A 14,058-nucleotide genomic window follows, 5' to 3' on the forward strand; every position below is an offset into this window, starting at 1 on the left:
TCATGGATCTCTATAAAAACGTAACTGGCGACATCGATGCGATGATTACTTTTGATAAAATCTTAGGTGGTTTTGGTCAAAATACAGTGAATACCACGCGTGAGCGTGTTCAAATCAACTCTAAGCATGAAAAGGTAGAGCGTGAGATTGAAGGTGCCAGTCCGTACCTTAAAAGCGATTATGAGCTATTTGTCGAGCATCACAATATGTTGATGCAAGAGTATCGGGCAACTCAGCTACATTTACGCAATATCTTAGAAAAGAAAAATGAGGTTAAAAGCATTCAAAAGCTTGCGGATCTCTGCGAACGGCACCAGTGCTCCAACATCGCTCAATTATTCGTTGAAAAAAATGAAGATGAATATGTATTGCAATGCTTTCAAGACTTTCAGCAAGACTTAGAAAACAATAATGCTCTCCGAAAAGACTTTAATCACTTTTCAGACTCGTTTGAAGCCTACCGATACAATATGGAGATCTGTAATAAGCTTTCTGGTATCGATCAGCCGTTTACCCTTGAACGTCCGAATGACAGACAGTTGAATTTCGTTATCCATAGTCATGAAAACATCAATAAAACATTGTTGGACTATCAGGCGAAGATCATTGAGCAACAAACAACTGTAGACCAGCTCAAGCAAGATGCTTCCTATACTGCCCTATTTCCGATCGCAACCAATGATAAGAACATGTTCTCAATTGCAGCGACCGAAGTTTATGTAGAACAGTCACCAAAATATCAAGACTATCTTAAGGTCATTAAAAATGAGCTTAAGAACATAAACGAAACGGGTAAAAATACGTTTAGTCAGCATTACAAAGATACTATTACGCAAAGCAATCTTGAAAACGTTAAAACTAAAGAAAGCGCTTCAACTTATAGCAATGGGTTTTAATTAATTTTAAATAAAAACATTTAGGGTGTTTTAAGATAGAATCTAAATACCCTTTAATGGAGTTAAACATGATTCAAACTAAAATCACTGAACCGACAAGAACGCCGTTTAATCCTCATGGTTTTGCAGATGCAACGCCTTTACATGCGTTTTACTTGGAATTATTAGAAAAGGGATTAATCCATAAAGCTCTTGAAGAAGGTAATTTGGAATTTGAAAACCAAAACTTGTTCATGACGATCGATTGGGAATCAATAGACGTTCAAATGGATGCTTATACGTTTGATGTGAAATTAGATATTGTATGTGGCGTCATACTTGATGAACAAAAAGTCACGAATAGCATTCAAGTGTTTATTAATGAGCAAACTTTGTTTATAGCTTCAGCTAAAACCTTTAACCCTAAATCTGGTCTAACGCAAAGTCTTAACTTTGATATTCCTTTACGTGTTTTAAGTCAAATGGGCTATTACGCCCTACCTCTCAAAGAGGACTAAATCGTGGGAATGAGCATAGAAAGCCAAAACATAGCATTGTCTCAAGAGCCTACAACCTTTGTACCAGAAGCTTTTGTACACTCAATTAACTACTTTTGTCAGACCTTAGAGAACACTTTTCATTTTGATAAGCGTTCACTCAATTTCTTTGAACCAGGTACACCAAAAGAATACGGCTTGTATCTTACTGAACAGCATTGCCTTGTTTTTTTGAATGCTTGCAGTAGTGGCTATCTTGGCGAAACACGCAAAGTTACCAGCTTCACCGCTTTTGTGCTTTTAAATCAAAAAAACAATGAATCTGAAATGCTCGACATCACGTTAAACGATCCAAAACGTGTAGAGGAACATTTCAAAACTGCGTCTAAAGATCAGATCAATATTTACTTAAAGAACGTGCATGAATTAAGTAATTTTCTGAAAAATAAGTACTCGGATTCAGGTTTTTTAAAAGATATTGTGACTGAGGAAGGTTTTTCTAAAACCCTAAAGCCATCGGTTTTACAGGAATGCTTAAAAGAGGAAGTAGAGCTAATTAATACTTTAATGTGTTTGGTTAGTACTCAGTTTATATATATTACGACAGCTATTATTTTTAAGCGTCCTATTTTAAAAGAATTCATAAAACTATGTTTAACCAATGAGAAGTATATACTACAATATGGTGAAGAATGGTATTATGATTCTATATATAAGTTCGCTAAAAGGATATATGAGTTAAAACACCTTATAGCTACCTTATATTTAAGTAGTGAAGCTGTAGTAAAAGATGTTGTAGTGCTTTGCGAACTTGCTTCTAAAAAACATTAATCATAACTCTTTTAAAGGGCTAGATATGCGTAACAATCACAAGAAAGCTAAAAGGCTACAACAAGTTCGGGGCAAGACTTTAAGGACTAACCCTAATCTACAAAATGTTAAGCCAGCTTTTAAAACTAAAAGTGCTTTAAGCATTTTTGTTGCTACCGTTATTGGGTGTTCAAGTGCTATTGCAGTTCAACAAAGTTCCGTTGCTTCTGTTACCAGTAATACTCAAAACATGGGTAACTTAAACATCGCAACATCATCGACCATTGCAAGTAGCTCTGGTGGTGATACGCCTTTGTCGAATTCAAATAGCGGATATTATTCGTCTACCAGTTCTAATTCGTCATTCAACTCTACTGCTGCTGAAAACAACTTCATGGCGGTTAAAAAAGGTGAACAAGCAGCTGCTCAAAACATTCAAACCAATATTGAATCATGTGCAACTGATGGGATCGGTAAAGTCGTTAAAGACAACTTAGATCTACAAATGACGGTTTGGGGTCGTCCAATCGATATTAACAAAATGTTCAGTCCAGCTAGTCAAGGTGGCTGTTTTGCTGACATCGGTAAAATCATTGACCTTTCTGTGACTATTCCATCACTTGATACAATCATCAATGCAGCGCAACAAATGGTTGTCGATTACGCGACTAAAAAAGCGTGTGACGCAATGAAAACTGCAAGTACTGAACTTGTTGGCCCATTGAATGATGTTATAGGTGAAATCAACAAAGCTGGTCAATATACTGATGTATCGGGTGCGCTTGGTACTGCTGTGAATGGTCAACTTGGTAAACTTGATCCTGGTCTAGTTATGCCTAGCGGTGCTTTTGAGGGTGGAGATACTTATACAATCAATGGTAGTAGCTCGACTAGTCCAGTTTCTTATTCAACTGATCAAAAAGCCAGTACTAGCACACCGTCTAACGCAAAAACTTCAAGTTCAGAATCTACTTCTGTCACCCAATCAATTAAAGACTTTTTCTCTTAAGTTGGGGGTGGTATGAAAAATAGAAATAATCTGCGTAAAAGAAGAATTACTGTTAATCAGTTTTCACCTGTTAAAGCAATTGCGGTGGGTACTTTAACGGTTGGTCTATTATCCGTACCACTTTTTACCAATGCTTTTAGTCTTGGCACTATCCTTTCTGAGCTTGCAATACAAGCTCAGCAATTGATGGTACGTTCTGCTGTGCGTGTATCTACTCAACAAACAGCGGTCAGTGCAAATCAAATTGTTGATAACCAAACGCGTGATTCAGAAATGATCGTTGCTGGTATTCAAAGTGTCGATAAAAATATTGAGATCAAAAAAGCGATTTTAAATTCTGGTACGAATGCTGCCCTCCCTGATTCAGCTTTTTGTACGGCTCTTGAAGAACGTGAACAAACCGATCTCAATAGAAACTTAAAAGACTTTAACGTTTCTAAATACATGCAAGATGTTTCAGGGAAACTTTTCTCAAATTCAACAGATGAAGCAACCTCACCATATGCGTTTCACTTGGCGACCTCGTGTGGCGTAGAAGAAGCAAAAATGGGTGTCTGTAATTTGATTCCAAATGGTCTGCAGTATGGCGACATTGATACTGCTTTTGTTTTTTCTCGTTCTCGACTTTCTGAACAGCAAGCGACTGTTGCATTGAACTACTCGTCAATTGCATCTAACAACGTTGTTCCAGTCGGATTGATGGAATGCTCTTCATCAACTTGCGTTGATTTTCAAAATAAATACATGGCTGGAAGTACTCTTTCATCACTGGCTAACTATTCGGTGGCTAATAATGTGATGCAACGCACTACACCAAACTCCAATGCTTCAGCCAAATTCTTTGAGTAATGACTATGAGAAAGCGTAAAAATACTTTAAGACAGCCTAAAGGAAAATCAAAGTTTGTACCTGTCATTTTAGGTGCAACTTTGGTGATTAGTAGTCCTGTTTTTGCTGAATGGGCTACGGTTGGTTTGGGTACGATTATGAGCGAGATGTCTTCTCAGATTCCTAAGCATGCAAGCAACCAAGCAAATGATATTCAACAAGTATCTCAAAGTACCCGTAGAAAGTTAGATGATTCGACTGAAAACATCGTTGCAGCGCTTAAAGTTGCGGTGAAGCAAAAGGCGCAAGCTGCTAACCAAATTACCGATGCGACAACTAAAAACACCCAAACTATTGCCTCTGGTATTCAAGCGCTTTTACAGTCAGATACCATGAAAAAAGCACAATTTGCTTATGGCGCCAATACTGGTCAAGGCTTTAAGTCTTGTGAGGTTTTGGCTGAAAATACAAATATGTCGAGTGCATCTGGTCAAGTGATTGATCAAGCAGCTGATATGGCGACTCAAACTTCTCAAGTCGGCGGTAAATTAGTTGGCTCTCAACAGGAAGTGATTAATCAACGCCTAAACGTGCATAAAGCTGAATTCTGTACGGTTGCTGAAGCACAAGCTGGTCAATGTACGTTGTCTAAATTACCGGGTGGCGATACCAATGCTTCCCTACTGTTTAAGTCTGTTGCACCTGGCTCAAAAGAAGCTCTTGCAAGACATTACGTGCGTGAAAACATTTTAGGTACACCAGATAAATCATTGTCTAATGCAACGGCACGTACTCCAGCTGGTCGAGATTATTTGCAAGCAACCAACCAAAAAACAGCTTTACTTGCTATGCCAGCGTATAGCTTGGCGGTTATTGACGCGCAAAATACAAAATCATTCAAAGATATTGACGGCAAAATGGTGTCTGCCAACGATTTGATCGACCAAACAATCGCACGTTACTACGGTGGTCCTGAAGCTAAAAAATGGCAAATGGCGATGGCGATGCAAGATCCACGCGGTCTACTTAAAGAAGCCAATATCATTAACGGCGTTTCTGTTTATTTAGATCTTCAAACTTACAAGCAAAGTTTGCGTGAAGAAGGTTTATTGTCTGCATTACTTTTAGCGAAATCTCAGCCGATAAAAGATGATGTGAAAACGAAATACGGCCAGTCAGTGAAAGTTAAGCTTTCACAAACTATGCCTCAATTTTAAGGAGACTAAATAATGCGTACTCCGAAAAGAACATCACGTAAAGTTATGAAAGCGCCACAAGCGCACGGCTCTCGTTCAAAAATTAGTGCACTCGGTTTAACCCTCGCCATTATTAGCGGTTCTGCATCTGCTTATTACTGTGCTTCCGTGGGCAACCCGATGGCAGTAAATACCTTGAATATGCTTATTCAACAGGCTGATGCGGTGGAAAGCGCTGCGTTACGTGCGTTGGACACAAACTTATCTTTGGGCATTAAAAAGCAACAAGATGATGTGACGGCAGCGATTAAGATCCTGACGAAACAAGAGGCTGTATCTGCTCAAGGTATTTCAGATAACGCACATAAAAACGCACAAAGTCTTGTAACGGCGTACCAAGCTGTTAAACAAAGTGAGCAAATGAAAAAAGCTCAATTTGAGTTTGGTGCACATGGCCAAGCATTTAAAGCGTGTGAAGTTTTAGGCGATCGTGAACAAGCTCAACAAGACAATAAATCTGCTGATAGTTCAATTTTAAATAAAGTTGGCTCTGAAGTGGTTGCTGCGCCTGGTGTCTACATGAACCCTCACAAAGCACAAGAAGCTATGTTACAAGCTCATAATGAGTTTTGTACCACTTCTCAGGCTGCGTCTGGACTATGTGGTGCTGCTGGTGAAAATGCTGGTCTAAGTTTACAAGCTTCAACTTTATTCACGACTGCAGCGCCAGACACGGCGATGGCTCGTGCTCAAAATGCATTGATCAACAACATGGTTGGTCTACCTGATGCTCCAATTGACGGTAGAATTGCGAAAACATCTGCTGGTCAAGATTATGTGATGGCTAAACTGGCGAAAGATGCTTTAACTTCTCCAGCAATTACCTCTTTGAAAGCAATTCAAGCGCAATACTCCCCTGTTGCTGGTGGTGGTACCAATAGTCATGATTCAAGTACCAAACTTGCACCGATGCAACACTTGGAAAAAAGTGTCTCTCGTTATTTAGGTTCAGGGCAAGATTACAAAGACTTTGCTAAATCACAAGCGATTAAAGATGAACGTGGTTTGATGGTCGATGGTTTAATTCAAAGTACTGAACGCTTGAACTTGCAATATCAACAATACAAGTCAAATGAACGTAAAGAAGCGGTATTGGCTGCGCTAGTTTCTGCTGAAAGCAAATTAACTGACGGCTCAATTGAAGTGACTGATCGTTCTAAGTCTACGGGTAACATTCGTAGGATTGCACTTTCACAAGCAATGGCAAGTAAATAGCCTGATTTTTTCATTATCAGGCTGATAATGAAAAAAACTTAAAAAAAAGGGATGGTTTTAAGCCATCCCTTTCTTTGTTTAAAACCCTTTTAGATAGTTTCTTTATATAAATTCTCTTATAATCTTTAGTATATACCGTTCAAAAGTAACCGATGGTGCTTTGATATTTTAATTAAAAGATGCTTATACATATTGCCATGGAGTTTATATGTCAACTAAAAAGAAATGGTTGGATCTGAGTAGCTTTGGCGCTCAACTTGTAGTAACCCCTAAAACTGATTTAAGAAACCAAGCAGCCATTATTAAGATTAAAGATGTTGAGCTTTTAGAGAAAAAGTTGAACACATCCTTAAACAGCTTCTTAACAGGTTTAAAAAAGACTGGAAAGTTTGTTTATATCACCAATGAGCAAAATAACGACCTTAGTTTTATGTATAAGAGTTCGCAAGATAGTCTCTCTCTTGCTGACATAAAATCTGTTTTTCCTTACGACTCTAAAAATGACCTCATTGAAATGGATATGTCAGATATATATCTGCAAAACCCAATGAGTAGTGCTGAAAAAAACCAGTGGCAATCCCTATTTGAACTCAATAATCAAAAGTCCGTTGTGCTTTACCAAGCAAAACAGCAAAAACCGTTTGCCCCAAATACAACCATTATGGGTGCGGTTAAACAATTCAATAAAGCAGATTTAGGCTGGAATAAGCTACCGACATTACTGCAGTCCGTAGATCCATTGCCGTTGGCTGATTTAGACAATTACGGGTACCAAGCAGATAAAACACTGACTCGTTATTATGTTGATAAAGAAGCAGCGCTAAATGCTGGACTCATAGAAGATACGATAGAGCCTATTGAACTAAGCAAACAGCTAGTGATTTCGGTTAATTCAGGCGGTGAAGTACTTGCCCTAAAAGATATTACGCAAATTCCTGAGCTGACCAATTATAAAATATCTTCACATCCAGCATGGCCAGCGTATAACAGCTTACCGAAGCAATTTATTGATATTCGAGAGCTGAATAAGGGGCTGAATACGAGCATTGATCCAATTGTGAATGCGCTTAGATCGGATGATCATGCCGTTAATCACCAAGGATTGATCAAGCTTCAAACCTTAGTCACGAAAATCAATGACTGTTTGTATTCATACGAAGAAAACAGCATCCCGTCAGCATTGGCACCATTTGGTATAGAAACAACTGCGTTACAGCTGGTGGACAATGATTGGAAAGTTTGGGAATACAACAACCAAACTTTAGATGTAGAAGAATTCGACCTTGCCGATAAGATTAAGGACCTGATCCAAAGCGTTCAAAATAATATTAATAATTTAAGAACATTTGATCCCTACTCAATTGGTGATAGCAGTTTTGATCGTGAATTAATTTATGAAAGTTTGGATGACATCGGTACAAGTTTAGAAAGCTTGGATCTCAATCAAATTAAGCAAACCATACCGCCTGAACCTAAGGTTCCAGTAAAACGTTTGTTCAATCGAATTGATCACTTTTTTAGACACACCAAGTTTAAGCCGAACATTCCAGAACCAGTCATTAAGGACTCTTTGACTAAACTCGCTTTAATGCGAAAAATTAAGCAAGAATACCTACAAAAAATTGCAAAGCTCAAAGAAGAACGTCAAGCGATTGTTGAAGCGAAAGCAACACATACCATCAGTGAGCGTATTGAAAAAGCGGTTGCGATTCAAGTCGCTGTTGCTACTGAAAATGCGTATGTTTTGGATCAGCAAGCCTATGACGATCAAGCTTATGAAATGGAATTGGCATTAAGTCAGTTAAACATTGCTTCTACGCGTCTGAACAATCTTTATGATAGTTTTTTTGATTCAGTGATAGACCGTGAAGAATACGGCACGGATCTGGATAACTTCCTACAAAGCGTTGTCACCGATGATGAATTGCAAGATGAAATGCAACGTCTATTGGATGAGGCGAACGAGTTTGAAGCTACTCACACCTCAAATGACATTGACATTTATCATTTCAACGTTGATCTAGGTGAAGAACCTAACGGGCTTTGGAATGAAGCTGTTAACCAGTTTGATGTGGTTCATTATTATGATGAACAAGATCAAGAGTTATCTGCAGTCGAAAAGTTTGAATATTCTATTTTGGGATATTCACCATCTCAAGAATCTGCAATGCCAGATTTTAACGATATGGTGTTCTCGAATGCTGTATCAGTGCTGGATAACAGTATTGAGGACATGATTGCGACCAGTGCTGAAAATGTAGGTAAAAACTACTTTTCATTTCATCAGCAAATGCCTCGTATTCTTCAACAACTGCATAGTATTAATAGCCAATTTACGGCGCTTGGTGATGGTGATGCCCATAGCATTGCATCACAATATTTATCGGATGAAAGCTTAGAGCGATTCTATAACCTGTTAGAACAGGACGGTAACTACAAGGGTTTTAATAAGCGTATCGATGTGGCTCATGTGCTTTCTGAGCTGAGTAGCAATATTGGCAACAATCCTGACTCCCCTATCCTTAACCGATTACCTGATATTAGGTCGCAACTCAATCATGCGATAAATGAGGAATTACGTGTACGCACGAATCCTGGTAATGCACTGGCCAACGCGATTGTTTTTGCTGCGACCAATGAAGTTTTGTCTTTAAAAGAAACACTCGAAAAAGATGAAATCTATGTGGTAGACAGCTTTCAAAACTATCTGCCTAAGGTGATACATAAAGACCACTTCAACTCAAATACACAAGAACAGCTTTTTGCCTTAAATAAAAAGGTCGCGGTAAGTATGGCGTATAAGCGCTATCTACAAGACTTTTATCAAAATGCCGTGGGTGAAGAGTCTAAATCTGAAGCGGTTACTGCCATTATTAATAATGAGCACAAGCATATTTTGATGGCACTAGGTTATCTAACACCGACCTACAATGAAGTCACGGCGCCAAAAGACTCGAAAATTGAAAATGTCGTCACGTTGACTGAAGAAGCGGTAAAAACCTACCTAGCTGAAGGTAACGCTTTGATGGTTGAGCCTGAAGTTAGCGCACGTTCTTTGGCGGTGTATAGCAGTACGATAGCATCTGATCAGAACTTCATTCGCTTACTGCCGATGGATCTAGGTCAAAAGGTTAGTTCATTACAAAAGCAAAAAACCATTATGATTAATGGTGCTTCTTCGTTTGAACATATCCTGAGCTCTAATCCGATCAGCAAAAACAAGCTGACCTATGATGACCTTAAGAATGTAATTCTTAATCGTATTTTGACCAAGGAAGCGGTACCGAAATATGAAAAAGGCTTAAAGCTTGATATTGAAGTTAAGAATGTCTATGAGCATGCATCAAGTTTCTTGCCACTTGAAAAGACCGATGTTAACAGTGAAAATGACTTTGGCAATCTCTTTAAACATGGGCTTGTGCTTGAAGCATTACAATCGACTCCAGACTCACTCAAGAATGGATTTAACCTCAACCGTGATTTAATCAATTCTGCCCTACTGCAGTCATTTGAAAATCGTTCTATTGAAGAATGGACGGCACTAAAAAATAAATCTCTCGAGACAAAAACGGGATCTCTTTTAAGCATTATCACCAATCCAGAACGTATCAAAGAGTTTGAGTTTCCTGAGATAAATTTTTATCTCACGGTTTCACCAGCTGATGAACAAAAGCACGGTGCGATTAACTTATATTTCAGCGGTGAACAGATTCCGTCTACCGATCGCTTAATCGTTAAATCAAGTCTGAATGACTTAGCTGCAGACGATAAGGCGCTGTTTAAAGCTTTGACGCTTAGCAATGATTCAGTTTTAAGTACGCAAGAGCAAATGCAGTACTTGATCGACTCATTAGAAAAACGCTATCAGATCTTCCAGTCGATCGAAAACCTACACCTTAAAGAAAAGGTATTGTTTAACCCTGAGTTGGACGATTACAAGGCATTAACTTTGCGTGATGCCGATAATCAATACATCGATCCAACGGCGAAACAAGATCTAATCGATTTTGTGAAAAGCAATGATGTGATGACCAATGTTGATTTGATGAACGTCTTTACCGACTACATCCATCAAAAAGAAATGGATCAAGCGTTTGAAAACGGCTCCAAAATTATTGTGGCCAATGACGGTGCTGATTTAGTGATTTCTGTCATAGATAAAGACACACCAGTTTTACAGCATGATCAATTACGGGTTTTTGATAATGTTGAGCAGTTTGCTAAATTCAACGAGCGTGGTGGATTGTTTAAAGACTTCCAGTTAAACGGGATAAAAGCGCATCTTGTGGACCAAGTATTAAATGATCTTGGGTTACGTGAAAACATACTGCAGACAATCAAGGTGCCATTATCACCCGGTTTTGAAAATATTGATGTTAAAGGCCTTAATGAGATTGTGGCTGTTAATATTTCAACATTGGTCAATAAAATTGATTTTACCTTTGGTGAAAAGCTACTTGAATCTAAAGACCGGTTCGATCTCGCGATTAAAGTTGCCGATGATCAATCTCCGTTAAAACTGGCCATTGTGAATAATGCCGAACATCAGCAATTTGTTGATCAAGGCTATAAAATTCTTCCTACGCCAAAGCACCCGAACTCTAAGAACTTCTTAATTACTGATTTTGCAAAATCATTCAAAAAAGCAGAATTATTTAAGTCTCGCGATCAAGTATATAAACCTGAACATATGGTTCAAAGCGCACCTGTTGTAGAAGTTGCCCAAGAACCATTGGTTGAAGAACCGATCGTAACTGAACCTGAAGTTCAAAAGCCTACTGAACCAGAAGTACAGGAAGCAACGGTAGAAGTTGTAGAGCCGACTGAGCCAGTTGCTCCAGAGCAAACATCACTGTTTGAGTCTGAGGGTAAGCCTGAAGCTGAAGCACCAAAAGAGCCAAAAACAACCAAACCGAAAGCCACTGAGTCACGTTCTGAAGTTGGACTTATTGAAGATACGGGTATGAAAATGCCTGGTGCGAAAAAGGATCTGTATGGTCCACGTTTATCGCTCAGTCAGATTCAAGATATGTCGCTTTTGCAAGTCAAAAACCTAATTACGCGTGACAAAATTTGGAAAAAGGAATCGGTTTTACAAGCAAAAGAAGCTGGTCGAGATATTTACATTCACTTGCTGACTGACGCTGTACGCAAGATGACGAATGATCAGCCACGTTATCCGCTTGAAAATGCCACTGAAGAACAGTTTAAAAAAGTAGGTGCTGGATACTATGACGCTGTTTTAAGTATGCGTGATGCTTTAATGGAAGCAAAAACAGTTCGTGAATTTATTCCTAATGCATGTGATTTATACGTTCGTTTGAATGAAGACAAAGATCTGTTCACGGCGTTTAAATCATTAGATCGGTCATTATTTTCATTGGTAGAAAGCTATGCTGAATATGCTGCCACTGACATGATTATTAGTTCTGAATTGGCGAAAACCGATAGTAGTGAAGCACGTAAAACGCTCACTGAAGCACTTCATCATTTACGGAAAGAGTTACCGCCAGTTAAAGGCACCTACTCTATCTATAAAAAAATACGTAGTGCGATTGATGCCAAACCGTTCCAAGACAAAGTAAAAGCGACTGTTACTTTTAGAAGTGGCAACATTATAGATTCGAGTACGCTATTTAGCAGATCTGATGCTGGTCTATCTGAACAAGTAATGGATCTGTTAACTGCTAAAAAAACCAAAGACGCAACTGCAGAGAATGATGATACTCAAGAAGTCTCGTTATCTGAAAAGAATGTATCGAACATTGTAGATGACACGGCGAGTACCTTAGATGCCCTATTCAAAGAGTATGCTAAGCCTCGTACTATGCGTAAGGCATTCAAGCTCAGTGATGTGGTTGTGACGGAAAACATTGCTTCACGTAATGGCCAAGATGTTACAGCACATACCTTGCAAGCGACCTTTGGATTTAAAGCCGTAGAGTTTGGCGAGTACTTGAACCAGAGCGATCGTCAAATCGCATTAAATAACGCATATGACGGTTGTTTCGCTCTTGCTAAGGCACTTGATATAGATCCGAAATTTGTTGGCTTTAACGGTATGTTGGGTGTTGCTTTTGGTTCGCGTGGACGTTCCGCTGCGATGGCACATTACGAGCCATCTAACCGTGTGATTAACTTAACCAAGAATTCAGGTTTTGGCTCGTTTGGTCATGAATTTTTCCATGCCTATGACCATCTCATTTTTAGTGCGATGACACGCAATCAACCAAAAATGATGATGGAAAACGTACAGCCTTATCTAACTCGTTTTGCAGAATTGAATAACATTAAGTCTGAGAAGTATGCCAACATTAACCAAGATTTGTTGCAAGCTGCAGCCAAAGTAAATCAAGCGATGTATTACTTGCCAATGAAAAAGGATGACTCGATAGAAGTACTTCGCACGAATCTTGAGAATCAAGTCAAGTTTTATGAAACCAGCATCAAAACGATTTTGGATAAAACATTGGTAGATCAACCTGACATTGTTGATTTGTTTACGCCAGATAGAGACAGCATAAAAGAGAAAATTAATACGTTTATTGCGGAACGTGGCAAGTTGCATACTGAACTATCTTCATTGATTAACTTCGCTAATCGTCATGAAGATCCTGAACTTTTCCAAAAGGACGCCATACAACATAGACGTTATATGCACGTTGCCCAAGGCTTGCATAAGTTCTTGTCTGAAAATGAGTATCCAATCCCACGGACTGAGCTCAACAAATATATCTCGCAATCTCGTTCTGAAATTGATCATGATCGTGTCTTTGCAGCGCAAGTACTTGGTGCAGCGAACAGTACAGTCTTTAGATCAGTTGTATTCCGTGATTATCGACAAATGTTGCGTAGTCAGTTTGCGATATGTGCACTCGACTTCATCAAAGAAAACAGCCCTAAACCATTGTCAGATGAACACTTAAAGTTAATTTCTTTAAGCTTACAGACGAACGATCGCTTAACATCAACTAATCAATCTCAGCTAAAAACTGATTTCTACAAAAATGCGATGGTATTAGAGGGCTTAACAAGTGCTAAGAAGCCGTATTGGACGACCGCACATGAAATGTTTGCCCGTAGTGGTGAGCAGTACTTACAAGTGACCTTAGCAGAAATGAACTTGCGTAATGATTGGCTTGTTTACCCATGTCCTGAAGGTGGTTCATCTTCTGTAACTCAACCGCATGGTATAGAAAAAGATGCAATCATGAAGGAGATTCGCGAATTTACGGTGAAAGGCCTGGACTATATTCAGGAAAATATTGCTGAACTGCGTTTTGCTGATCATCAGCAGTATGTCAGAAATGCAATGCACTTCTTCCAACCGGGTACAGATCAACATGAGAACCTAGTTAAATGGAATGAAGTCATTAATGAGATGTCACAAGCTGAATACGATGAATATTGGACTAAGCTCATGACCAACATTGAAGTACAAGCAGATCCAGAATTAAGCAAACAAAAGAATAGCGATCCTGAATTGGCACTATAAGCAATTTTGAGATCTTGGATGCTATCCCCTGTGGGTGGCATCTTTTTTTTATTTAAATCTTATAAATGGAATC

At 38.9% G+C, this 14,058-nt stretch carries 8 protein-coding genes; all 8 read left to right on the forward strand.

Annotated elements, in window-relative coordinates; genetic code table 11:
* Positions 1–2: 2 nt before the first annotated feature.
* Entirely contained in the window at positions 3–896 is an 894-nt protein-coding gene (locus FTV09_RS04790) for a hypothetical protein (RefSeq protein WP_005028694.1), read from the forward strand.
* Positions 897–964: 68 nt separating this feature from the next.
* A complete protein-coding gene (locus FTV09_RS04795; RefSeq protein ID WP_005028693.1) occupies positions 965–1,393 on the forward strand; it encodes a hypothetical protein in 429 nt (142 codons plus the stop codon).
* A gap of 9 nt (positions 1,394–1,402) precedes the next feature.
* Positions 1,403–2,203: a hypothetical protein gene (locus tag FTV09_RS04800; protein ID WP_024160804.1), complete on the forward strand. Its 801-nt coding sequence runs from the start codon at positions 1,403–1,405 to the stop codon at positions 2,201–2,203.
* A 25-nt stretch (positions 2,204–2,228) separates the two neighbouring features.
* Positions 2,229–3,191 carry a hypothetical protein gene (locus FTV09_RS04805; RefSeq protein WP_005028689.1) on the forward strand — a complete coding sequence of 321 codons (963 nt, stop codon included), beginning with the start codon at positions 2,229–2,231 and terminating at the stop codon, positions 3,189–3,191.
* Between the two features lie 12 nt (positions 3,192–3,203).
* A complete protein-coding gene (locus FTV09_RS04810) occupies positions 3,204–4,040 on the forward strand; it encodes a hypothetical protein (RefSeq protein ID WP_005028686.1) in 837 nt (278 codons plus the stop codon).
* 5 nt (positions 4,041–4,045) lie between these two features.
* Positions 4,046–5,236 (forward strand): hypothetical protein, encoded by a 1,191-nt coding sequence (locus FTV09_RS04815; RefSeq protein WP_005028684.1) that lies wholly within the window; start codon positions 4,046–4,048, stop codon positions 5,234–5,236.
* A gap of 12 nt (positions 5,237–5,248) precedes the next feature.
* On the forward strand, positions 5,249–6,490 hold the full coding sequence (locus FTV09_RS04820; RefSeq protein WP_005028681.1) for a hypothetical protein: 1,242 nt from the start codon (positions 5,249–5,251) through the stop codon (positions 6,488–6,490).
* Positions 6,491–6,698: 208 nt separating this feature from the next.
* Entirely contained in the window at positions 6,699–13,985 is a 7,287-nt protein-coding gene (locus tag FTV09_RS04825; protein ID WP_151532484.1) for an LPD1 domain-containing protein, read from the forward strand.
* Positions 13,986–14,058: the final 73 nt, after the last annotated feature.

It is taken from the genome of Acinetobacter sp. YH12227, assembly GCF_013417785.1.
Lineage (GTDB): Bacteria > Pseudomonadota > Gammaproteobacteria > Pseudomonadales > Moraxellaceae > Acinetobacter > Acinetobacter gandensis.